Origin of the sequence: Methanolobus zinderi, from assembly GCF_013388255.1 — an archaeon.
GTDB lineage: Archaea > Halobacteriota > Methanosarcinia > Methanosarcinales > Methanosarcinaceae > Methanolobus > Methanolobus zinderi.
Map to the genome: position 1 here is coordinate 1,160,151 of NZ_CP058215.1, position 23,244 is coordinate 1,183,394.

The following is a 23,244-nucleotide window of genomic DNA, read 5'->3' on the forward strand; positions in this document are numbered from 1 at the left end:
TATTTATATAAGAGCGCCTGAACAGAAATATGTGGCAATATTTTTTGCGCCGTGTACATTGTGATTTATTGCTCTTATGAATTTAAGGATAGCAATATGTAAAAACAGAGAGTTCAAAGTCTGTAAATTCAGCCAACCCTTTCCCTTGTATCCATTGTGATTCCCTGGCTGGTCACATTGTAGGCTATCATTTTGTTTAAGGGGAGGCTTCCTTTCATTTTTGGGATATTGATGTACCTGTTTATTTTGCCACCGGTGTACTCGGTCCTGAACTGGATTACGCCGTCAACCATGGAGCGGATTATCTTTTCGGCTCTTTCCGGAAGTATCCCCATATCCGCCGAAAGAAGAAATGTTATGTTTGAATCCCTGCTGATATTGATGAGTGATTCGATGGCCTCGGAAATGATTTCGACTTCCTCATGAATGAACAATGAGGAGAACATGTCTATAATGCATACATCGGCATCGGTTATGTTATGAAGCGGCCCTGCATCATCTCCGTAGAGCCTGTTACAGAGTTTATGCCTTTTGTAGCACATATCAAACAATGCTACAGGTTCGGAAAAATTTCCTATGATGGTCAGTTTTTCGTCAAAATCCTGGATTCCGAAGTTATTCATTTCTTCGGCCAGTATCTTTTCCGAGCTTCGTGTAGAGATATAATACACTTTTTTTCCGATAGCCAGTGCATCGGAACATATTTTCTGGAAGAATACGCTTTTTACGTCTCCTATATCTTCCTCGATTAACAGTACCACATTTTGAGGTACGTTTTTAAGACCGAAGCTAGTTAGCACCATCAGATTCCTTAAAGCCATCATTGCTTAAATCGTTTTGGAATAAAATCGCCATCTATAGACATTATGGAGTACTATATATATTACAGTAGTAAAGTATATAATTGCCAATATGCTTTAATCCACGATGGTTGGTAGTCAAAAAAGCTCGTTAATGAACGATACGTGTGGCGTTTCTGTAATATTCGCAACATTGTTATTGATCCTGATAACTATAATTGCAGCCTCGGGTGTGGCTTACATGGTCTCTACCATGCAGAAGGAAGCCATGGACCGGGAAAGCCACCAGGCTGCAGTGGAGAGCGAAGAGCTCAAGATCGTGTCCATTGATCCTGTACACGGAAATGGTGGTTCCTGGCAGGCAATAGATCTCACAATTTTAAATCTCAATACAGCTGACTCAAGAATTTCCTCAATACGTGTAAATGACGGTTATTTCTTAAACTTCAGGGCATATTATGATCCGGATTCATTCGATGTGTACAGAGATTATCCTGCTGTTTACAGTGCTGGTCACAGGCTCGTTATCCCCGCTACAAAGAGCAAGAAGATCCACCTGAATTTTTCGGACATAGTTATTGAAGGCTCGGAAACGATCTTCACATCCGGCTGGACCAATAACAGTACGGATTTTACTTACAGTTTGCAAATGCATCCCTGGAAAGCCTACAATGGTGTGGATTTTGACTTTGTTCTAAACGACACAGCAAGCATGACAGAATGTTTGCCTGATGGTAACTTCACGCTGGATAACGATGAGCAGCAAATCACATTCTTCGGGAACGATTCCGGTGGCAACCTCACAAACACCACAGACTATCAGATCTTCTATACAATAGATTTCGAATCATATGCAGGTTCTGCACCCCTTGAGAGAGAACCCCTCAGAATAGAATTGATCACTTCTTATATCAATATCTTCAAGGAACTCTTTACCCCGCCAATGCCCGTGGCAGAGGTACAGTTCAAGGTAGAAAACCTACAGGCTCCTAATGGAACACAATCTCCTAATAGTTACTTCATACTGGATGCTTCCGATTCAATGGATTCTGATGGCTTTATCACCAGCTACAGATGGGCAGTATGGAAGGATTCAGGTAACGAGACCTTATATGACTACAATCTCACAGGTATGGTTGTACGACCGATCGGCATCGATTCCTATAATGACCAGGATGTTGTGATCGATCTTGAGATCACGGATGACACGGGCATGACATCACGACTCAGTCAGGTTTCCGGCAATCTTACAGTTCTTTAATAACGCTAACTAAAAAGAGGTGTAACTCATTTCAGAAAAAAGAAAGATCCAGCTTACAGGCGGATCAACATACATAGTATCACTGCCGATCAAATGGGTTCGGGAGAACGGTCTTTCGGCAGGGGATGTTGTTACTCTTTCAGCAAGGCCCAACCACTCTCTCACCATTATGGCAGAACCCGGAACAGAGGACAGGAAACAGCATTCCAGGGTTGAGATATCCCTGACCGGGGATTCGGAAGATGATTTCAGGATGCTGGTCTCCAACTATCTTGTTGGTTATGACATAATAAAGGTAACATCTCTCAGTGACTTCACCGCAGATCAGAGGAAATTCATCAAGGAAGCTGCTCGCAGGCGTCTTATAGGTATTGAGATAGTCGAAGAGTCAAGGACCGAGCTGGTGCTGCAGAGCCTGCTGAACTATCAGGATATATCCCTGGAAAAATCGATCCATAGCATGTACAGGATAATTTCCTCCATGCTTGAGGATGTGCTGCGTGCGATAGAGAATCATGATCTTGAACTGGCACGGGATGTTATTCAGAGGGATGATGACGTGGACAGGTTCTATCTGCTGACTGTAAGGCAATTGAAAGCCTCCATAGACGACTCGTCCCTGGCACAGAAGATAGGGTTGGCTAACTCAAAGGATTGTCTTGGCTTCAGGCTTGTGGCAAAGAGCGTTGAGAGGGTCGGGGACCATGTCCAGAGGATCGCAAAGAATGTAATAGACATGGACTCACAACTTGAAAGCGACGATGAGATACTGCGTCTGGGTAAGCTTTCCAGAAACGTGTTCATGGATTCCATCGAGGCTATATCCACATCGGATGCTGTGTTTGCCAACAATATCATAAAGACATCCACAAAGATCTCCGCAATGGCAGACCATATCTGTAAAAAGGACTGCGGTACGGAAAGCAGGATCGGTGAGAGCAAAAGGAATATACTGGAAAGCCTGCAGCGCATCTCCGAATACAGCGCCGATATCGCTGAGATCGTCATCAATATGCATGCAAAAGAGATGAAGGATGCCTGCCAGTTATAGGAATCCCATGTACTCGAAAAGACTGAATCTCAGGCCTATGACCAGCAGGTTGTTTACCACCAGTACAAGCCCGAGCAGGCTGATGGCTGTTTTTGAGAGTGTCCACAGTGTTCCGGATCCGGCTGACAGCTTGATCGAATGGTAAGCCCAGAAGATCACTCCAAGGATCGCTATTTTTACAAGCAGAAGTGACCATATACCGTAACTTGCTATCATTGTTGACAGGAAACCGTTTTCTTCAAAGCCGAGTCCGCTCTCAATTGCATGGAAGGTCGTGAGGAAATCCCCTATTACGTATAGCAGGATCACATATCGTATGTCGTAAAGGAATTTTCCTATTTCCGATGCGTTTAATACATTGATATCAGAGTGATTTGAAAGCATAATCTGAAGACTGTATGCTCAAATATATCTAAAACATGTATATTTTTATTAAAATAATGTACTTGTTATATTATTTATGTTCATATAATCGAAATCCAGCTACATGTTCAAGTGAGAAAACAATCCTGAAAATGTATCTCTAAATGTATGGGAACTCTATAGTTACTGTTTGTCTTTAAACCAATATAATTTTCTATATAGGGCTTGCCCATAAAGTCTTCTTGACCACAAACTACGCAATTTGACCACAAAGTGCTACAGTTGACTATAAACTCGAGAAATCGGCAACGTCCAATGGCTTTGATTTTTTGAAAATGGCCGAATTTTAAGCATTGTTTAACAAGGAACACGGCATCTATATTTATATATAATTCTAACGATAAATTATAGTTTTCCATTATACTACGGAACTTTGATGATTTTGAAAGGAGTTTTGAAATTATGATTTTTTGGTTGCGATTGCTTGTATGTTTTTTAGTATTTTCTATAAACCTTGGATAATAGTTGAAATCATAATCTAAATATACTAATAAGTATAATTTAATACGCTAAAGATGGAGAAAGGAACATCATGAAATCCATTACCGAAATTGATTTTAAAAACACATATAGGTCATTGATTTTATCATTGTTGTTATTTTTAATCATTTTAAAATTTGATTTCATTATCTTTTTATTGCCTATAATTGCATTGGGCTATGGTAGGTTTTCGAAAAACCAAATCGCCGCTTGTATAATCGGCAGTTTCCCGTGCATTTTTAGTCTTTTATACATAGTTTTTGTCCTAAGCGGATATCCTTTTCTTGCTGACAAGCAATTACTTGGAACAATAATATATTGGATCAGTTTGACAGCTATTATGGGAACAGTTGGTTACGCATCATCATACAATACATCGACGAGTTTAATAATAGCATTCGGGCTTTTAATTTTAGCAGAATATGTTTTGTATAGCGGTCTTGATTAATAGTTTCTTCATTCATAGTTGCAGCAACATCAATGAGGTCGTAACTTCAATTTTTGCAACCAAAATTATTTTTAATTCACTCGATAGTCGGAAAGGGGTTTCCGATATCCAATTTAACCATAAACTAAGCTACTTGACTATAAAGTAGGCTATTTGACCACAAACTAAGGCACTTTATAGGCAAGCCCCTCTATATAGAAAGTTTTTTATAGTATAATATCGGTAAAGGGATTCTGTCTTCTGTGTTTATCGCAATGCAGAACAAGTACAGGATATACAGCTAACAAACGATTGACAGAATAAGTTTCAGGTAGAAAGATATTATGACAGAATCCGTATCGAATCTAATAAATAATGTTCCCAGAGGATGCAGCATGAGGAAGATCCAGTTCTATTTCTGGCTGGGTCTGGTCTCGGCAGTCCTGTTGAGATTGATAATCATTGCTGACTACTATAACGGGATCATGGCAAAGGCTCTTTTCTACCTGGGTGTCATGGGTTACCTTATCTTCTTTGCTCACAGGTACCATATTGCAACACGCCGGGTAGGTGTTCTGAGAAACCTTGAGCTGCTTAAAAAAGTTGAAGAAAGGAGAACCCTGAGCGATAAGGACTACGAAGGGCTCGAATACATCATGTGGAGTCTCTCAGTTTCCAAGGAGCGCATGAATTACCTCGTGATCTTCGCATTCTCGATCCTTGCAATTGCAGGATCCCTTGTGCTTGATCTCGGGATCGTCTGAAAATGTAATGATCACAAATCTATGAAATCATGATAAAAATTACGAAAACCAGAGTAACAGGTGAAAATATGACTCTTACCAAGGATGAGATCATTGACAGTGCGAGGCATGCTGTGATCGATCTTGATGAAAGTGCTGTCGAAAGGATTGCAAACGAAGCTCTTGAAGCAGGTATGGATCCGGTTGACCTTATAGAACAGGGATTCATTGAAGGACTTAAGTCCGTGGGAGACCTGTTCGAGGAAGGCAAATCCCAGATATCAAGAGTACTCGAGGCATCACATATAGTCAATTCCGGTATAAACGCACTCAAACCTGCAATAGTGAGCTCAGACAGCGATTTTTGCCAGTTCGGCAATCTGATCGTTGGAATTTGAGATTATGTCTATCTATGGGTTCTGCCAGAAAGCAGAACCCTCCTCCTTCAAAGTTTTGTTTGGTCTTAATTTCGTCTATTTTTACTGTTCTCACCTCAATTCGAACATAGCAAAGTATATATGTTTTTAGAATTTACTCAGCCCCATTTGCAAATATATAATATACAGTAAGTCTATAATGAAGCTCCGCCGCCGGAAAGATTACCGGCTGGCTTTATCGGCTGATATGTCTGAACAAATCACATTCAGGTAAGCACAACGCGTTTAAACCTTAATCCACTTTAACGATATGTAATTATTATAGGTGACAGTAATGAACGACACTCACGGTCATGACCCCTTCGGGGCCAAACAGATTTTTGAAATGGACGGTAAAAAGATCACACTTTACCGGTTAAAAAAGCTTGAAGAACTTGGTCTTGTCAAATTATCAACTCTCCCCTTTTCTATCAGGGTACTGCTGGAAGACCTCCTGAGAAATATCGATGGAAAGCTTGTCACCGAGGATGATGTGAAGAACCTGGCAGGATGGAGTCCGGATTCCGTCCCTTCAGATGATATACCATTCATACCTTCAAGGGTTATACTTCAGGACTTTACAGGTGTCCCTGCCGTAGTCGATATAGCTGCGATCAGATCCGCAATGCAGAGACTGGGCGGAGACCCCTCGAAGATCAACCCCGTAATTCCTGCAGACCTTGTTATCGATCACTCGGTTCAGGTTGACTATTATGGAACATCCTATGCACGCAACTGTAACGAGAAATATGAGTTCCACAGGAACCAGGAACGCTATGAGATCCTTCACTGGGCACAGAACTCCTTTGCTAACATGAGAGTTGTTCCGCCAGCAAGCGGTATAATTCACCAGGTCAACCTTGAGTATCTCGCACCTCTGGTTCACCTTGTGGAAAAGGACTCGGAACTGCTCGCATATCCTGATACGCTTGTGGGGACCGACTCACACACTACGATGATAAACGGTCTCGGTGTACTTGGATGGGGAGTAGGTGGCATTGAAGCAGAAGCTGTCATGCTCGGCCAGCCCTACTACATGCCTGTTCCTGAGGTCGTGGGATTCAAGCTCACCGGAGAGCTCAAGGAAGGCGTCAGTTCCACCGACCTTGTACTGAGGGTTGTCCAGATGCTCAGGGAACATGGAGTTGTCGGAAAGTTTGTAGAGTTCTTCGGTCCGGGTTACAGGACCCTGGACCTTGCAGACAGGGCTGTTCTTGCGAACATGGCACCTGAATACGGTGCTACAATGGGATTCTGTCCTGTGGATGAGGTCACACTGGAATACATGACCATGACAGGCCGCAGTAAAGAGCATGTAGATCTTGTCAGAGAGTATTGCAAGCAGCAGGGTCTGTTCCTGGAAAAGGATGCCCCTGAACCTAATTTCAGCTCAATGCTGGAACTGGATATGGGAACTGTTGACGCCTGTCTTGCAGGACCCAAGAGACCACAGGACCGTATTCCTATCCAGGATATGTCCAGGGTCTTCCATCAGACAATGAAGGATGTCTATGAGTTAAAGAATAATAAGCCGATGAATGGTGATGAAGCTTACAGCAGATGGCTAGAAGAAGGTGGTTACAGTGTCGCTGAAGCTACACAACCTCATCACACAGGAATCGCAAAGGTCAAATGCGCTGACGATATCGTAAAAGTAACTCATGGATCGGTGGTCATAGCATCTATCACATCCTGTACCAATACTTCAAACCCAGCACTTATGATGGGTGCCGGTCTGCTTGCAAAGAATGCCGTTGAAAAAGGCCTGAAGGTAAAACCATTTGTCAAGACAAGCCTTGCACCTGGCTCCCGTGTAATTACAGACTATCTCGAGGAAGCGGACCTTATGCCATATCTGGAAGCCCTCGGTTTCCATCTGGTGGGTTATGGCTGTATGACATGTATCGGTAACAGTGGTCCTCTCAGAGAGGCCGTCGCCAGGGAGATCGAGGATAAGGACCTTACAGTTGCCGCCGTGCTCAGCGGTAACAGGAACTTTGAAGGCAGGATAAGTCCGCATGTAAAGGCGAACTATCTTGCATCACCCATGCTTGTGGTGGCATACGCCCTGGCGGGAACCGTTGATATTGACCTGACCTCAGAGCCGATAGCATGCGATCCTAACGGACAGCCTGTATATCTGTCCGACATATGGCCTGGAAGAGAGGATATCAAAAAGTATACACAGGATTTTGTAAGGCCTGAGATGTTCGAAGATGAGTATTCCAATGTTTTCGAGGGAACCGAACTCTGGAGAGAACTTGATGCACCGTCCGGCCTGCTCTACGACTGGGATGCAGATTCCAGCTACATTCAGGAGCCGCCATTCTTCAAGGATTTCCCGATGGAAACAGAGAACCTTCAGGACATAGAGAACGCACGTACCCTTGTCATGGTGGGCGATAGTATCACCACCGATCATATATCACCAGCAGGTTCCATACGTACCGATTACCCGGCAGGCCAGTACCTGCTCTCAAAGGGTGTTGACGAGAAGAACTTCAACTCATATGGCTCCAGACGTGGTAACCACGAGGTTATGATGAGGGGTACGTTTGGAAACGTACGCCTGCAGAACCAGCTTGCCCCCGGAAAAGAGGGTTCATGGACATTATACGTTCCCACCGGTGAGGAGATGCATATCTACCCTGCAGCAATGAAATACATGGAGAATGACATTCCTCTGATCATCCTTGCAGGAAAAGAATATGGTACGGGCAGCTCCCGTGACTGGGCCGCAAAGGGTACTCAGCTTCTGGGTGTAAAGGCTGTCATTGCCGAGTCATTTGAGAGGATCCATCGCAGTAACCTGGTAGGAATGGGTGTATTGCCTCTGAAGTTTGCAGATGGCGAGAACATACAGAGCCTTGGTCTTACAGGCAGGGAATCATTCGATATTAAGGGAATCGGAGACCTTCAGCCCAATGGAGAACTTACCGTAGTTGCTAAAGATTCTGAAGGAAAGACCACTCAGTTCAGGGCAATTGTTTGCCTGAACTCGGAAATTGAGATAGAGTACTATAGGAACGGTGGTATCCTTCACAAGTTCCTCAGGGATAAGGTAAGAGGGGAATAAACCCCTTTTTAATTACATATTACTTTTTTTAATTTTTTTTGTTTTAAATTACTTTATTTTTCTTTTTTATTATATAATCCTTAAGCAAGCTATATATACAGCAAGACGAATGATATATAAGGGATATTTTACCAAAATGGATTTCCTTCGCTGGGGGGCGTTTACTTGCAAGAGACAAAAAAAGGACTAGAAGGCATTGTAGCTTTGGATACAAGTATATCCTTTATCGACGGTATGCAGGGCATTTTAAAATACAGGGGACTCGCCATAGAACAGCTGGCAGAGATGTCCTATGATTCTGTTTCATATTTATTGGTCAACGGGATGCTTCCCAATGACCAGGAGCTTGCTGCCTATTCTTTCAGACTGAAGACAGAACGCCGTATTAACGGAGAGATGATCGATATCATGAGGGTCTGTAACTACGGTACGGAGGCGCTTGATTCTCTCAGAACGGCTATATCCTGCACAGCTCAGATGGACCATGAGAATGATAATAACTCGCTGGAGGCAAACAAGAATAAGGCTATTCGGCTTATAGCAAAACTACCTACCATGTTAGCTGCTCTGTACAGGTGCAAAAAAGGTGAGACTCCGTACCTTCCTGACGATAATCTATCGCATGGGGCCAATTTCCTGTATATGCTAAGGGGTGAAGCTCCTTCGGCTATAGAAGCCGAGGCTATGGAAAAGGACTTTATAATCAGTGCCGAGCATGAACTGAATCCTTCCACTTTTGCACTGAGGATTACGGCTTCCACTCTGGCGGACGTATATTCAGCCATAATCACAGGTCTGTGCACCCTGAAAGGTCCTCTCCACGGAGGCGCCAGAAAAGGTGTAATGGAAATGCTGGATGAAGTAGGTAATCCTGAAAATGCGAATGCCTATGTACTCCATAAACTTGCCAGCAAACAGAAGATAATGGGTTTTGGACACAGGGTATACAGAACAGGTGATCCGCGGTCCAGGATATTCAAAGAAATGGCAAGAAGGCTGGCAGATGAAAAAGGTGATCCTACCTGGTACGAGATCGCAGAGAGCCTGGAGCATGCCATGTATCGTGAGTTCCTGGAAATGCGCGGCAGGCCAATGTATCCGAATGTGGATTTCTATTCAGGTGTGATCTACAAGTATCTGGACATACCACTGGAACTTGCGACCTCGGTGTTTGCCATAGGTAGGGTATCAGGCTGGACTGCTCACTGCTTCGAGCAATACATGGATAACCGTGTTATCAGGCCGCGGGCACATTACGTATGAGCCTTTGATACTTTCTCACTGACATTTTTCAGGGACCGGTTCATTTTTTCAAACCCTGTTTCTATATTCTCTTTCATCAGGTGAAGTATCAGTGGGGCAAGTATCCCGCGAAATCTTTCACACTGTATCAGACGTGTCCTGTGCTCATCCAGTTTTTCAATTCTGAATACATGTTCCCCGTCAAAGATGCCCCTTATCCACATGTTTCCGGACCAGCGAAATTCTTTAACAGGATCAACTTTCAGGACAATCGGCTTGAAGGTCATAGGCCTGGAACCGGGAATGCTTAATGTTACCTCCAGGCGTTTTCCTTCTTCGAGCTTTCCTTTTTTGACGATCATGAAAGGATTCCAGCTGGACAGGTTTTCAAAATCAGTCAGTATATGCCACACTTTATCGGCCGGGGCATTGATTTCAATATCAGTGCATATCTTTTGCATTAAGAAATAGACCTCCCTTAAAGAAGGGATAATGGAATTGCATACTTTTACTAGACATTCAGATAGACGATTTAGTATTTAAACTTAAAGTGTATTTTTCAGTTCGTAGTAGTAATTTCCCAGAGGTATGAGAGTGGCTACAAGGTACACCAGCCATCCGATTATCGGCAGCTCGCTGATCAACAGCAGGATAAATACTCCAAGTACGAGTTCCGCCCATGGTTTCTGATCCCATCCGACCTTTGCGAACACATATTTACCTATCCAGAGTCCCGTTATAACTCTCGCAAAGTACATAACTGCCACTATAAACAGAAGCAACAGCACTCCGATAGGTATGCCGACCAGTGTTATCAGGAGCAGCACAGAGGTTATCCAGGCACCGAGGATCAGTCCCAGACCTATCAGGAATTTCTTTCCGGGGGAAACTGTTGTTTCCCGGGCCAGCTTTTCCATTTTCCCGGGCCAGATTGCCAGCACGACAAGAGCCAGGATTGTCAGCACGATATATTTTAAAATCCACCAGATCACTGAAAACAGTCCTATGCTGCCACTGTCTTCATCTCTGTTTCCGGTTTCTACAAAATCCACTTCTCCGTTGACAGTGCCCTCGGGTATGGTGATCCTTTCAGGGACCATATACCTGAGATTTCCTCCGATGGCTGCAGCGGGCAGTATTCCAAGCTCACTGGCTTCAAGGTCTGCATTTCCTCCAATATGTCCGCCAATGGTGATCTCACCTCCGGACCCCATCATATCGCCGTCAACACTGCCAAGCATTTGCATCTGTCCTGAAGTAAAGGAGAGATCTCCACCGATTGTTGACCCGCTGGACAAAAAAGTCTCTCCGGAAGCTAGGATAAGGTCATCTCTTACTTCCCCTTCCATATCCAGTGAACCGGTAGCAATCCGGATATCATCACCAACACTCCCGGTGATGATCACCTCACTACCCATCACAGTAAGGTCCCGTGTGATATTGCCTCTTACCTCAACTCTTCCGCCTGCGGCTACCACATTACCCATAATATTACCTGAAATGATTATATTGTCGCCGGCAAGGTAGAGGTCATCCTCAACGGTATCATCTATTATTATGATATTTCCGACTCTTGTGGTCAGGGCGGTGGCAGGGCTGCTGAAAGCTGCCAGTATGAATATGGATGATAAAAAGATAGCAAATGCTCTTCTCATGTTATTTTCCACTACCTACCCCTTTAATAGATTGTTCTGATCATTTAAAATCTTTATGAAAAGGAAAAAATACGAGTCAATCCGCCGATATTATCAGCTTGATTCTCATCTCAAAATAGAAAATAGTGTAAATAACGCAGTAAATGTAAGATCCTGAGTCTTTAAGGACTCAGGACTCGAAAGCAAGTGCCTTTGTGGGACAGGCTGTCACACATCTTCCGCACTTTATGCAGTCAGGTTTCTTCTCGTTGGTATGAACCTCAAGCTGCATGGGACATGATTTGTCACACTTCTTACAGCTTACACATTTTGACTCATCCATCTGAAGCTGGTATTTGCTGCCGCCGATAAGGTTCTGTACCGTTCCCATGGGACAGAATGTACACCAGGTACGGGGGCTGATACTAACACCGGCAAGCAGTGCGATGGAAGTTGTCATAAGACACATGATCACGAAAACCATGCCTATCTGGTTAACAAGACCCTCGGTCTGAAGAAGTCTGTATCCCATAAATCCCATCATCAGTGCAAAGAGAGGGATCCTGATCCACAGACTTCTGAGGAAATCAGGTATCTTTTTGTTCCTTGTGATCTTGCTTACCCAGAAGTCATTGAAACTGCCTCTCGGGCAGAGATTTCCACAGAACCATCTTCCCCTGAAGATACTGCTTATCAGGAGTGCGGCAAATACCACAAGCAGGAAATATCCAAGCAGCGGGAACCACAGTCCTGCGACTGATACTATTATAACGAGTATACCAAGATAAGGAGTGATTTTTAGCATTGTTTCACCTTTGATCAGAAGTGTCAGCTATTTTATGATGCTCATCTGTTGTTTTTGTCTCTTCGGCCCATGCCTGCAATTCACTGTCCACACGCTTGACCCAGCTGTTGACTATATCCATGATCAGTTCGCGGATTTCCTTCTTGCTGCGTATCTTGTAGACAAAGAAATATCCGCCACCGTCCATATTGTTCTGGGAGCGAATGAGGATATTGCGCTCATACAGTTTCTTCACACTTCTCTGAACCGTGGAAAGATTAAGACCCAGATCCTCGGCAATATGCTCTGTATTGAGCCAGTTCTGCCCGAACTGCAGGAAATGCTTGAGTACCTGCAGATCGGCTTTTGTAAGGTTCAGGCCGCATTTAATTACGGCTTCGATTTCAAATTCCTTGCAGGCAAAGTCGATCATATGACACCTCTGTTTTTCAACAGTACTGTATTAAATCAGCAGTATATATAAAGGGTTTCAAGTACTGCTTGGAATCGATAAAAAACAGAAGTACCGTAAAAAGATATATGAAACAAATTAAAACAGGATAAATACAGGCCTTGAGTGTACAAAGGCAGAAACGAAATCATTTATCTAAGGTGAAGTGCCTCTGTGCACTTGTTTTTCAAAAATTATCGTTTCATGCGTATCCGCCAATGAGCCTGTTGATCTCATCGCTGCCTATAATACCAAGTATCCGTCTGTCATCATCTACAACAGGAAGTGCGGAAATGTTATGTTCCTCCATTTTCTTTGCGGCACTCTCAATACTTTCCTGATGGCTTGCGGTTATGACATCAGTTGTCATTATCCTGTCAAGGGAATTATATTTCATTGCCACTGCCTTTGAAATGTCCCATGAGGTAACGATGCCTGCGAGGACGCCGCCATCGGAAACTACTGGAAGATGCGTGATTCCTTCTTTGCACATGACAATTGCAGTCTCCTCAATACTCAGGCCTTCCCTGATGGAGATAATCTCGGTCTTCATGATATCCGATACAACAACATGAGACAGGAAATTGCTTATCAGGTAATTGAGATGTCCGGATTCGAGCAGGAAAGCATCATGACCGTAGTTCGACTCGATTTCCCTGTAGGTGGCCTCCTTATTGCTTGAACTTAATGCGGCCACTATCTCCCTTGACTGGTAGGGTGGATACAGCCAGTCGGAACTGACAGCAATTACCAGGAATTTGGCTTCGACATCCTTCAGCCCTTCCTTAAGAGAGCCATTCTTTGACAGGTCGAAATAGTCCAGTGCCTTGGTGATGTAAAGATAGGAGTTGGCATCGAACCTCTGGGTGAATGATTGTCCCTGATAATGGAGATAGCTCTCAACTTCGAAATCAAAGTCCATATTAAAGTCATACTTCTCCTTGTTCTGGAGCTTTCTGCCGAATTTCTCCTGCATGGAGTCATCACTGAGGTAGGTGATATGTCCGATCATTCTTGCAAGGGCAAGCCCTCGTACAGGAGTATCATCGGTATAGTAATCTCCTCTCTTCCATTCGGGATCGGATACGATGGCTATCCTGGCAACCTCATTAAAGGCAATCTGTTGCGGGGAAGATCGGGCTGTAGTTGCGATAGCGATGGCATTAGCTACAGATTTAGGATAAGATGTGGTCCATTGGAGTACCTGCGCTCCTCCCATGGAGCCTCCGATCACCGCAAAGAGCTTTTTGATGCCGAAGTGTTCGGTGAGCTGTTTTTGCGCCCTTACAATATCTCCTATTGTAATAACTGGAAAATCAAGACCATAGGGCTTTCCGGTTTCAGGATTTATGGAAGAGGGACCGGTTGAGCCTTTGCATCCTCCAAGGATGTTGGAGCAGATAATAAAGTGTTTTTGTGTATCAAGTGCTTTGCCGGGTCCGATAAGAGTGTCCCACCAACCGGGCTTCCTGTCACCCGGATGCCATCCGGCAGCATGGGCATCACCTGTAAGTGCATGGCAGACCAGAATGGCATTGCTTTTATCCGCATTCAGGTTTCCGTAGGTCTCGTATGCAAGTGTAACATCCCTGAGTACCTTCCCGCTATCAAGCGGGAAGTCGTCAGGGAAGCTATAATATTGGGTTTCTACTGTACCAACGGACTCATGTTTCATTGGGACCCCTTCAATGCCTGGTCGATATCTGCGATTATGTCCTCGACATCCTCGAGCCCTACAGACATTCTGATAAAGTCCTCAGTTACTCCTGTGGACTTTCTTTCCTCAACGGTCAGTTGTTGATGGGTGGTGGATGCCGGATGGATAACAAGTGTCTTTGCATCACCGATATTTGCAAGGTGTGAGAGGAGCTTGACATTATTGATGAATTTCTTGCCAGCCTCGATGCCTCCTTTGATTCCGAATCCCAGGATGGCGCCATATTTGCCGTTCAAGTATTTCCCGGCCAGTTCATGACTCGGATGATCCTCAAGTCCGGGGTAATTGACCCATTCCACAAGAGGATGTTCATTGAGGAACTTTGCGACCTCAAGGGCATTCTTACTATGTCTCTCAACTCTCAATGGCAGAGTCTCAAGACCCTGGATCAACTGGAAGGCATTAAAGGGGCTCAGTGCAGGTCCGAGATCACGGAGCAGGTGAACCCTCATCTTGATTATAAAGGCAATGTTGCCAAGCTCAGGGAAATCCCCGAAGGTCTTCCAGTATTTGAGACCATGATAACCTGGGTCCGGTTCTGTGAACTGTGGGAACTTACCGTTATCCCATTTGAAGTTCCCGGAATCAACTATAACGCCGCCGATTGAAGTACCATGTCCTCCAAGGAATTTGGTCGCTGAGAGTACAACAATATCCGCACCGAAATCAATTGGGCGTGTGATACCAATACCCACGGTATTGTCCACTATAAGCGGAATACCTGCTTCATGGGCTATTTTTGCAAGCTCTTCCAGATTTGCAACGTCAAGTTTTGGATTACCGATGATCTCGGTATAAATGGCCTTTGTCTTTTCATTAATGGCAGCCCTGAACTCCTCGGGTTTTGTTGAGTCCACGAACCTGACTTTCCTGCCAAGATCGGGGAAAGTATTGTTGAACAACTGGTAGGTCCCGCCATATAGGTTGTCTGCGGAAACGATCTCATCACCAAGATTTGTGACTCCAAGTGTGGCAAGGGTTATTGCGGACATTCCTGATGCAACCGCTAACGCTCCTGTACCACCTTCAATGGCGGCAACCCTTTTCTCAAGGACATCTGTGGTGGGATTCATGAGCCTTGTATAGATATTGCCGAATTCCTTCAGCCCGAAAAGGTTGGCTGCATGGTCTGAATCCTTAAAGGCGTATGATGCTGTCTGGTAGATCGGTACTGCACGCGAACCCGTTGTAGGATCCGGTATCTGTCCTGCATGAAGGGCAAGGGTGTTAAATCCGTATTTTTCTTCGTCCATGATGTTTCCTCTATTTGTTAATGATCTGTGATTATTTATGGATCACGAAATGATCTTGCTTAAGTGCTACACTCTATACTAGTAACAACAAACATATAAATCTTTGCATATTACAATTGTGAATAAATAACTAATAGTAATATTGGTGATTGAGTACTCTGGAAAAAGAACAAATACAGCAGTAATAGCAATTGAAAAAATTAAAAAAGCTTTTCTGAAAAAAGAAGGATTATCAGTACTGCACAATCTGATAGAATCTTCAGGTAATGAGGTTCTTCAGCTCTCCTTTTTCACTGGGTGCTGATACACGAATGATACGTGCCCTTGGATTCATTTTAGAGATCATCTCTTCGATCTTATTGATCTTACTCCGGTCTGCGATGTCTATTTTATTGATACAGATGATCTCCGCTCCGTCAAGCTGCTTTCGGGCATATTCCGTAAGCTGATCCTCTTCTGTTTCAAAGTCGCTTGCGTTCACGATAACCACAACCGGGAGGAAGTCTACATCCGGAAGCTCCATCCGCTCGATATCGACTCTTATCTTATGGGGGATCACAGTCTCTTCGGCCTCGATAAAGACCAGATCTGGCTTTGATTCTTCTTTAAGGCTCAGGAGGTTTGACCTGATATCCGTATCCAGCGAACATGGTATGCAGACGCTGTCGATTTCCTTTGTTTCAATCCCGAGACTGTTCAGTGTCTTTTCATCATAGTCAACCTGACCGTTCTCCTGGATTATGACGCCGGGATGTTTTCCCCTGTCACGAAGGTACTTGCATAGTCTGAGTATAATTGTAGTCTTTCCACTGTCAGTTGCTCCTCCAATTACAGATACTTGCATAATAAACCCATATCTAAGTTTTTCAGGATGCCTTATTTATTTTGCCGTCAACGACTTGATAATATCTATATATACATAATTATATATTATGTGTTCTTGTAAACTATAAATTGATATGATCCCCAGGTCCGAAAAACCAATGTTCTATGGCGAAATGGATTTCTATGGTATAGCCGGGATCCCGCAGATATCAACGATGTACTATATCGATTCTTCAAAATGGAATGCATGGAGAGTTCGCTTAACGGATAGAAACATCGAGATAATTGCCGGTACTGAAGTAATTCGGATCCTTCTTGAACAAATTGAATTTATAGACCGGCCACTTTCACATGCAGTTGCCAATAAAATCCAGAATTACACGAAACATGGTTCTTTTCTGGTGGTTGACTATAAACAAAAAGCGACCATTGGCCATGGAAATGCTCTTTTCTCCCTGGTTCTCGCAGGCAAAAAGGAAGATGTCTCTACTTTGAAACACCTTCTCATGCGGCTTTTAGGTTTAAAAGCGGATCCGGTAATTGGAAATCTTCAGCCGGAAGAAATACGTCTTCTATGCCTCTTTGCGACAGGAATGGACAGCTCAACCGTAATTCTTCCTCTTTTTAATAATGACACTGCTCTTCTACAGAGGACCTTTAACAGTCTGAAAAGAAAAGATATGGTGGATGACTATGCATCTTTAACATCATCGGGTATGGATGTAGTGGAAAAGATCAGAGATAGTGGGAAAGTAAAACTTGGTACCGATATTGATAATAAGTTCAACGAACTATCGAGCAACTGGACCTTCAGGGAAGACATACCGGCAAATACGATAGCTAACAAAATACTCTGGAAACACGAAAACTCTTCTCTTAGCGGTTTCGTTCAGACAGAGGATATCTGGAAATATCTTAATGTTGATAATATAGGGATGGCAGAACTGAAAAAACTCCATATCTCAGGTCTGGGTCTGCTAATGCACACACTGGACGGATCAACAGTTTTTCTTTTGTCACATGACAGTTCCGTTGTACTTGCACTCTATGGTATCCTGAATAAAACAGAGGACATACAAATGAGGATATTGTTCATGTTTTTCCTTGGTTTTGAAAATGAGAGGAATCTGCTGGGATATATTGGTTTGAATGATTCCGGATTTGAGGATCATTGTTATCAGATGATTCAAAAAGGCATTCTGGATGAAAAGCGTAAATCCATAACTAAAAAAGGTCTTGACCTGCTATATAGAAAATTGATGGGGGATGTTTCAGTTCTGCTGGAACATGACAGGGTTGACAGACAGCTTGGAGAATTCAGCAGGCTTGACCGGATGAAAAGATCAAGTGCGAAAAAAAGAGTCATGCAGGCTCTCCAACACAAACACATGCAAATGGGAAACTTTTGAAAATTGGGAAGGGATGCAAAAGAAAAGTTTCAGCCCTGTACTTCCCTTTGCATTCTCTTCATTTCCTGTATCTCTCTGATCCTTCTGAGTATGACCTCCCCCAGGAAGATCACAAGGGCTGCCAGCAGGAACCAGATCTTCTGGCTGATGCTCTCACGCACCAGTGTCTGTGAGTTCTCCCTTGCATCCACAAGCAGGTTTGCACGGGCATCCTGTCCGTCCTCATAGGTCTGGCCGCCATATTGTTTTATCATTGCGGGTAGGTCCTCATTGAGTCCCACATCCCTGTATTCAAGGCCGTAGTTAATCGCGATTGGATAGCCTGACAGATCATGCATTCCTATGGTATCGGGCTCCACGGATGCTTCATAGACATTATCACCTGTAAGTGAAATGGATACGTCTTCCCCGTCAAGTTTCAGGATCGGTATTCCATCGTCATACATAGTGAGCTCGATCTCCACGGGTGTTCCGAACCAGCCGTCAGGAGCTTCAACCACAGCACCTGTCTCTTCCCTTGGATTGCCCACAGCCCAGCTCAGGGTGGATGATATGAGCTTTGAATTATTTCCTGAATAAAGCTGGGTAGCCCATCTTGTCTCCCCGCCTTCTCCGTTATCTGTTGTCAGGGCAGCTACTCTTCCGAGGCTATATCTCCATGTGGTTAGCACTGGTTTTCCGGTGCTGGTGATCACAAGCCTGTCTGCCCCTGCCTTGGGAGTAACGTCATTGAAACCTGTGATATTGCCTTCAAGGTCCACATCACGTGTTATAAAGTGCTTTGTGTTGAGTTCTATGAGCGGGTAGGAGCTTATCTGAGTCTCGTTACCAGTGTCAGTGGGTTCCTGCAGATCATCAAAGACGATATTTGCTCTCTCGCCCTGTGCAACATGGAAGTAAATGCCTCCTATCTCACTCATCAACTTTTCAGCATAGGGAGTTCCGGTATTATCATATTGGGAAGGGGCACTGGACTGGATATGTACATAGTACATATTCACACCATTGCCCTGTATATTATTGGCAATCTCAAGGCTTTCGTCATATGACTGCTCTATACCACCGTCGGATATGATTATTATATCAAGTTCTCCAACCTCGTTCTGCAGCCATTCCTCAGCGATGAGAAGTCCCTCATTAAGTGAGGTCTCACTGGTTGTTGTGGGTGAAAGTGTTTCAACACTGTTTCTTAATGATTCGACATTGGATGCACTTCCAAGATAGACCAGACCATTTGAGACATCCAGCCCTTCACTTCCAAAAGCGATGACTCCGAGATACGCATCTCTGAGATTCTCGTTTTCAATTATATGAACAGCATTTCCCAGAATATCTCCAAGTGTACCATGTGCAGCCGTACTCTGGGATACGTCAAGCACAAGCACAACATTCCTTCCTCCACTATAGTCAGTGGGCTCGGATATCACAGGTAGTATCTGTTCTATATCCGAATCAAGATAATTTCCGAAATTATATGACCTCTCTCCTCCCACGACAACAATACCGCGTCCGTCCCGCAGATATTCTTTAAGATCCTCCACATCGCCTGCTGAAAGTGAGTTCGCGTGTACATTATCCAGAACTATGGCCTTTGTACCATCAAGATCTGAGAAATCATCTGATGTGTCCACATCATAGAGCTTGAATAGATTGTAAGCAAGAGGCGAATCCGTTTCCAGTCCTACAGCCTGTATGGGTGGTTTGGGTATTGCATATATGCTCTTGTAGAATTCGTTATTGATGGGGTCCGAGTCTGATGAAGGTGTAATGACCAGTCTCAAAGTATGTTCTCCGAGTTCTGAGAAACTGATCTGGGGTACAGGTATGGTCTTTGTGCGCTCATCTTCATTTATTTCAGAGTCGCCGCTTCTTATGAGCTCATCGTCCCTGTACAGCTCATAACTAAAACTTATAGTTTCTTCGTCTGCCTGTGTTACAAGGATGTTGAACTGGTTGTCATTGCCCACGATTACGGTCTTGTCTCCGACTATCTGTGCACTCAGGTCATTTGTTTCCAGATCAGGTTCCACATAGTAGACGGTGGTTCCCACATCATCGGCAAATTCAAGCGCCTCTTCAATTTCTGCTCCCCGGTTATTGTTACCGTCGGTTACCAGGACTATCTGGTTATCGCCTCTTGCATACTGCATGATGGCATCACCAAGGGCAGTTTCCTCTCCGGTGAGCCGGACAAGTGTTGTGGGCGTCATGGCGGTCAGAGCTTCGTAGAGATTTGTCGATGTCTCTCCATTGAAAAGTTCCATACTGGCCGTCTCGTCTGATATCAGGACAATATCGGGATTCTCGCTGGAGCTGACTCTCGCATCCAGAGTATAGGGTGATGCAAATGCGATCACAAGCAATATGGCAACAATCATTCTGGAAATTATGAGGCTCTTTTTTGTGGATTTTCTGAACAGATAGATTCCGCCGATAATGACCGGAACGATGAGCCAGAGCATCTCAGGGCTTTCAAAATTAATTATTGCCATTACAGTTCACCCCGTTTTTTGATTATGTAGAGTTCAAGCAGGACCAGCAGGAAGACTATGATTATCATATACGTATCAAGGTAGTTCTTTGCCGTGTAGCTGTCAGCACGCACAATGCCTGGATCTTCCTCAGCTTCCGCACGCTCGATCAGGTCCACTCCTTCAAGGGTCGTATCGGACTCCCTGTCATCGTAAAGGTTTACAGCTATCTGTTTGCCTGCCACGGTGTACACACCGGCCTCATCATAGAGTACCCTGTTGACATTCTCCACACCACTGGGTGTCTCGATGTCCTGTACCTGTGCAAGTGCGGAGACAGAACCCGTCTGTAAGTTATAATCGGTTATGGTTCCGGTGCCTCCGAGCCATCCCGCAAGCTTGAACCAGAATACCGGGTATTCGGGCAGGTTATGGAAGTTGTTCCATGCATCCTCTGCAAGTGCATCGTTGAGTCCCAGATAGACCACTGTTCCGTCTCCTATGGTCCCGTAACTTAGCATGGGTACACCTTCGGTAGTGCTGACCAGTGTGGTGGCACCTCTCCTTTCGGTGGCATTGAGGTAAGTGTAAACGGCAACCTCATCGAATTTGATATCCTCGCTGAGCCTGGTATCCTGCTGGACTTCCAGCGTGGTACCTCTTTCAGCTTCCACAACTCCGTCGGTAATCACAGGCATCAGCTCCTGCAGGCTGGCACCGGCATTATCCCCGGACAGTGCATTACTTGCCACAAATACACTCTCTCCGCCAGATCTGATGAAGCTGCCAAGTGTTTCGATCTCACCTGATGCCAGTGCTCTCTCTTTGTTTGCAATGACCACAAAACTGTAATCTGAAAGGTCTGCAGGTACTCCGTTCATAAGGGTGGTCCGGATGTTCGGCATGAGTGACAGGGCTGTATATGATGGTAGTTTTTCAACATCAGATACCACGAGTACTTCCTTTGTGGAAACCCGGGGTATGGATACGTAGGCTGTATTGTCCACCATAAGACTGTCAGGAGTTGTAATCGTCACTTCTGTGATGCCTCTTTTCAGATTATCTACCTTGAACTGCTGTGTGGATCGCGCTGCAACATCAAACCTCTGGGTTGTTGTCGAACCTCCGGTGCTGATCTCAAGCTCGACCAGTTCCCTGCTGTTCTTATAGTTCTTCACGACACCTGTGTAGGTGTAGGACCCTTCGACCGCTTGTACCTCTCCCTGAATAATTCCTACGTTATCAGTACTTCTGCCAACAAGGACGTACTCGACATCGAGTCCGAAAGATTGTGCCAGAGTCTTTGCATTTACGGGGTCATCTCCCTCCCAGTTGGTGAAATCGGAGATAACAACAACCCTTCCTCCTTCGTCAAGCAGTTGCATACCTGCGGAGATTGCACCGGAGATATCTGCAACCGTTGCTCCCGGCTCAACCGAGTCAAGGGTCTGGTAGGCTGCGTCCGATCCTTCTCTCTCAAGCACTGTAACCGGAGTGTTGCCTGCAAGTATTATGCTGTTTGTCCTGCTCACATAATCCCTTGCATCCGAGACAGCATCCTCGAAGCGGTTATCGGTCTGCATACTTGCGGATGAATCTATAATTATGACAGTATGCTCTCCACTCAGTGGTTCCTGGGTCTCGATAAAAGGTGCTGCTGCTGCCAGTGCAAGTAATATCAGAACAAATAGCTGGATAAGGAAAAGCGGGTCCTTTATGAGTTTAGTGATGGATGTATAGAAACGTTTTTTCTCTTCCTGTATCTTCATCAGGAACATCAGCGAAGGCACCATCACCTGCAGTGGTTTTGGCCTGAGCAGGTAGAGGATTATCAACGGAATGACACTAGCAAGAGCGGCAAGAGCAAGGGGGTTTTCAAAGGGCATTGATTATCTCCTCCTGCTGATGGTGTGCAGGAACGCATCAAATATCGGTATATCCGTGGTGAAGGTGTAGAATTCGGCTCCTACCCTGCTGCATGTGTCCTGTATCCTGTTTATGTGCTCTTCAAGTTTTTCCTGGTACTCATCCTTGAACGAATCACTTACATATGTGTCAAGATTGACATCCGTTTCAAGATCTACCAGCTTGCTGTGGCCGTGTACCTTCAGGTTTCGCTCAGTTGGGTCAAGTACCTGGACAAGTATGAGGTCGTGATATGAAAAACGATAGATTGCAGATTCTATCGACTTGAAGTCATCAAGAAAATCAGATATAATGATTATGAGTGACCTTGACTTTATGGCTTTCCCGTACTGTGTGGTAATCTCATCGATACCGGTCTTACCTCCCAGTTTCACATCTTCAAGACGCTCGATGGTCTGCAGGAGGTATTTCCTGCCTCTCCTGGCTCTTGCTATATTCACATCATCTGCAAAGGTCGAGATCGCGAACTTGTCATTGTCCTTTGTGACAAGATAGGCAAAACCAGCAGCAAGCATTGTTGCATATTCGTATTTGGTGGTATCTTCGCTTGCATAGTCCATACTATTGCTGGCATCCAGTAAGATATGGGTTGTAAGGGATTTATCTTCCTCGAACTGGCGTACATAGAGTTTTTCGATCCTGGCATATGCCTTCCAGTCTATGGACTTGAGTTCGTCTCCCCGGTTGTATTCCCTGTAACCGACAGTGTCCAGTCCCTTTCCGCTATGGGTGGATCGCCTGCTACCGGCATAGGCAGTGGACACCTTCTTTCTTACCATGAAGGTAAAGCGGTCGAGCTGCCTGAAGAAATCAACATCTATAGTATGCTTTTTTTCGCTCATTGCCTGCTTCTCG

The 23,244-nt window shown here is 44.5% G+C and carries 20 protein-coding genes; 8 read left to right on the plus strand and 12 right to left on the minus strand.

Features of this window, described 5'->3' with window-relative positions:
- Positions 1–128 precede the first annotated feature (128 nt).
- Positions 129–803: an RAD55 family ATPase gene (locus HWN40_RS05720; RefSeq protein WP_176964833.1), complete on the minus strand. Its 675-nt coding sequence runs from the start codon at positions 801–803 to the stop codon at positions 129–131.
- A gap of 124 nt (positions 804–927) precedes the next feature.
- Between HWN40_RS05720 and HWN40_RS05725 the strand changes: the two genes are divergently transcribed.
- Both HWN40_RS05725 and HWN40_RS05730 read left to right on the plus strand, forming a co-directional pair.
- On the plus strand, positions 928–2,061 hold the full coding sequence (locus tag HWN40_RS05725) for a hypothetical protein (RefSeq protein WP_176964834.1): 1,134 nt from the start codon (positions 928–930) through the stop codon (positions 2,059–2,061).
- 46 nt (positions 2,062–2,107) lie between these two features.
- Positions 2,108–3,112 (plus strand): PhoU domain-containing protein, encoded by a 1,005-nt coding sequence (locus tag HWN40_RS05730; protein WP_281361433.1) that lies wholly within the window; start codon positions 2,108–2,110, stop codon positions 3,110–3,112.
- Here the strand turns inward: HWN40_RS05730 and HWN40_RS05735 are convergent.
- Entirely contained in the window at positions 3,107–3,496 is a 390-nt protein-coding gene (locus tag HWN40_RS05735) for a DUF5658 family protein (protein ID WP_176964835.1), read from the minus strand. The genes HWN40_RS05730 and HWN40_RS05735 overlap by 6 nt on opposite strands.
- A 571-nt stretch (positions 3,497–4,067) precedes the next feature.
- Between HWN40_RS05735 and HWN40_RS05740 the strand changes: the two genes are divergently transcribed.
- The 5 genes from HWN40_RS05740 to HWN40_RS05760 all read left to right on the plus strand — a co-directional run bounded on the left by HWN40_RS05740 (position 4,068) and on the right by HWN40_RS05760 (position 9,940).
- A complete protein-coding gene (locus HWN40_RS05740; protein ID WP_176964836.1) occupies positions 4,068–4,463 on the plus strand; it encodes a hypothetical protein in 396 nt (131 codons plus the stop codon).
- A gap of 374 nt (positions 4,464–4,837) precedes the next feature.
- Positions 4,838–5,206, plus strand: coding sequence for a hypothetical protein (locus HWN40_RS05745; protein ID WP_246276000.1), 369 nt, complete (start codon positions 4,838–4,840; stop codon positions 5,204–5,206).
- Between the two features lie 68 nt (positions 5,207–5,274).
- Positions 5,275–5,583, plus strand: coding sequence for a B12-binding domain-containing protein (locus HWN40_RS05750; protein WP_176964838.1), 309 nt, complete (start codon positions 5,275–5,277; stop codon positions 5,581–5,583).
- Positions 5,584–5,896: 313 nt separating this feature from the next.
- Positions 5,897–8,677: an aconitate hydratase AcnA gene (gene acnA / locus HWN40_RS05755; protein ID WP_176964839.1), complete on the plus strand. Its 2,781-nt coding sequence runs from the start codon at positions 5,897–5,899 to the stop codon at positions 8,675–8,677.
- Between the two features lie 165 nt (positions 8,678–8,842).
- Positions 8,843–9,940: a citrate/2-methylcitrate synthase gene (locus HWN40_RS05760; RefSeq protein WP_176964840.1), complete on the plus strand. Its 1,098-nt coding sequence runs from the start codon at positions 8,843–8,845 to the stop codon at positions 9,938–9,940.
- Here HWN40_RS05760 and HWN40_RS05765 read toward each other — a convergent pair.
- From HWN40_RS05765 to HWN40_RS05795, 7 genes are all read right to left on the minus strand, one after another.
- Positions 9,931–10,380: an SRPBCC domain-containing protein gene (locus HWN40_RS05765; protein WP_176964841.1), complete on the minus strand. Its 450-nt coding sequence runs from the start codon at positions 10,378–10,380 to the stop codon at positions 9,931–9,933. The two genes, HWN40_RS05760 and HWN40_RS05765, sit on opposite strands and share 10 nt — an antisense overlap.
- A gap of 84 nt (positions 10,381–10,464) precedes the next feature.
- Positions 10,465–11,586 carry a DUF8173 domain-containing protein gene (locus HWN40_RS05770; protein ID WP_176964842.1) on the minus strand — a complete coding sequence of 374 codons (1,122 nt, stop codon included), beginning with the start codon at positions 11,584–11,586 and terminating at the stop codon, positions 10,465–10,467.
- A 157-nt stretch (positions 11,587–11,743) separates the two neighbouring features.
- Positions 11,744–12,358: a 4Fe-4S binding protein gene (locus tag HWN40_RS05775; RefSeq protein WP_176964843.1), complete on the minus strand. Its 615-nt coding sequence runs from the start codon at positions 12,356–12,358 to the stop codon at positions 11,744–11,746.
- Between the two features lie 4 nt (positions 12,359–12,362).
- Positions 12,363–12,770 carry a MarR family transcriptional regulator gene (locus HWN40_RS05780; protein ID WP_176964844.1) on the minus strand — a complete coding sequence of 136 codons (408 nt, stop codon included), beginning with the start codon at positions 12,768–12,770 and terminating at the stop codon, positions 12,363–12,365.
- 220 nt (positions 12,771–12,990) lie between these two features.
- Positions 12,991–14,463, minus strand: coding sequence for a homoserine O-acetyltransferase MetX (gene metX, locus HWN40_RS05785; RefSeq protein WP_176964845.1), 1,473 nt, complete (start codon positions 14,461–14,463; stop codon positions 12,991–12,993).
- The gene (locus tag HWN40_RS05790) at positions 14,460–15,758 is read right to left on the minus strand and encodes an O-acetylhomoserine aminocarboxypropyltransferase/cysteine synthase family protein (RefSeq protein WP_176964846.1); all 1,299 of its coding nucleotides are present in this window, start codon (positions 15,756–15,758) and stop codon (positions 14,460–14,462) included. Before HWN40_RS05790 ends, metX begins: the two co-directional genes overlap by 4 nt.
- Positions 15,759–16,017: 259 nt before the next feature.
- Positions 16,018–16,602, minus strand: a complete 585-nt coding sequence (locus tag HWN40_RS05795; RefSeq protein WP_176964847.1) for a GTP-binding protein — start codon at positions 16,600–16,602, stop codon at positions 16,018–16,020.
- A gap of 115 nt (positions 16,603–16,717) precedes the next feature.
- On the opposite strand from HWN40_RS05795, the gene HWN40_RS05800 reads away from it, so the two are divergent.
- Positions 16,718–17,992: a hypothetical protein gene (locus tag HWN40_RS05800; protein WP_176964848.1), complete on the plus strand. Its 1,275-nt coding sequence runs from the start codon at positions 16,718–16,720 to the stop codon at positions 17,990–17,992.
- Between the two features lie 29 nt (positions 17,993–18,021).
- Here HWN40_RS05800 and HWN40_RS05805 read toward each other — a convergent pair whose 3' ends face one another.
- From HWN40_RS05805 to HWN40_RS05815, 3 genes are read right to left on the minus strand one after another with little or no spacing between them, the layout of a single operon-like run.
- Positions 18,022–20,484 carry a VWA domain-containing protein gene (locus tag HWN40_RS05805; RefSeq protein WP_176964849.1) on the minus strand — a complete coding sequence of 821 codons (2,463 nt, stop codon included), beginning with the start codon at positions 20,482–20,484 and terminating at the stop codon, positions 18,022–18,024.
- Positions 20,484–22,349: a vWA domain-containing protein gene (locus HWN40_RS05810; protein WP_176964850.1), complete on the minus strand. Its 1,866-nt coding sequence runs from the start codon at positions 22,347–22,349 to the stop codon at positions 20,484–20,486. The genes HWN40_RS05805 and HWN40_RS05810 overlap by 1 nt, the downstream gene beginning before the upstream one ends.
- A 3-nt stretch (positions 22,350–22,352) precedes the next feature.
- On the minus strand, positions 22,353–23,231 hold the full coding sequence (locus HWN40_RS05815) for a DUF58 domain-containing protein (protein WP_176964851.1): 879 nt from the start codon (positions 23,229–23,231) through the stop codon (positions 22,353–22,355).
- Positions 23,232–23,244: the final 13 nt, after the last annotated feature.

Coding starts and splice junctions, on each gene's coding strand:
- HWN40_RS05720 (WP_176964833.1), bottom strand. CDS start 803: ATGGTGCTAACTAGCTTCGGTCTTAAAAACGTACCTCAAAATGTGGTA.
- HWN40_RS05725 (WP_176964834.1), top strand. CDS start 928: ATGGTTGGTAGTCAAAAAAGCTCGTTAATGAACGATACGTGTGGCGTT.
- HWN40_RS05735 (WP_176964835.1), bottom strand. CDS start 3,496: ATGCTTTCAAATCACTCTGATATCAATGTATTAAACGCATCGGAAATA.
- HWN40_RS05740 (WP_176964836.1), top strand. CDS start 4,068: ATGAAATCCATTACCGAAATTGATTTTAAAAACACATATAGGTCATTG.
- HWN40_RS05745 (WP_246276000.1), top strand. CDS start 4,838: ATGAGGAAGATCCAGTTCTATTTCTGGCTGGGTCTGGTCTCGGCAGTC.
- HWN40_RS05750 (WP_176964838.1), top strand. CDS start 5,275: ATGACTCTTACCAAGGATGAGATCATTGACAGTGCGAGGCATGCTGTG.
- acnA (WP_176964839.1), top strand. CDS start 5,897: ATGAACGACACTCACGGTCATGACCCCTTCGGGGCCAAACAGATTTTT.
- HWN40_RS05765 (WP_176964841.1), bottom strand. CDS start 10,380: ATGCAAAAGATATGCACTGATATTGAAATCAATGCCCCGGCCGATAAA.
- HWN40_RS05775 (WP_176964843.1), bottom strand. CDS start 12,358: ATGCTAAAAATCACTCCTTATCTTGGTATACTCGTTATAATAGTATCA.
- HWN40_RS05780 (WP_176964844.1), bottom strand. CDS start 12,770: ATGATCGACTTTGCCTGCAAGGAATTTGAAATCGAAGCCGTAATTAAA.
- metX (WP_176964845.1), bottom strand. CDS start 14,463: ATGAAACATGAGTCCGTTGGTACAGTAGAAACCCAATATTATAGCTTC.
- HWN40_RS05790 (WP_176964846.1), bottom strand. CDS start 15,758: ATGGACGAAGAAAAATACGGATTTAACACCCTTGCCCTTCATGCAGGA.
- HWN40_RS05795 (WP_176964847.1), bottom strand. CDS start 16,602: ATGCAAGTATCTGTAATTGGAGGAGCAACTGACAGTGGAAAGACTACA.
- HWN40_RS05800 (WP_176964848.1), top strand. CDS start 16,718: ATGATCCCCAGGTCCGAAAAACCAATGTTCTATGGCGAAATGGATTTC.
- HWN40_RS05805 (WP_176964849.1), bottom strand. CDS start 20,484: ATGGCAATAATTAATTTTGAAAGCCCTGAGATGCTCTGGCTCATCGTT.
- HWN40_RS05810 (WP_176964850.1), bottom strand. CDS start 22,349: ATGCCCTTTGAAAACCCCCTTGCTCTTGCCGCTCTTGCTAGTGTCATT.
- HWN40_RS05815 (WP_176964851.1), bottom strand. CDS start 23,231: ATGAGCGAAAAAAAGCATACTATAGATGTTGATTTCTTCAGGCAGCTC.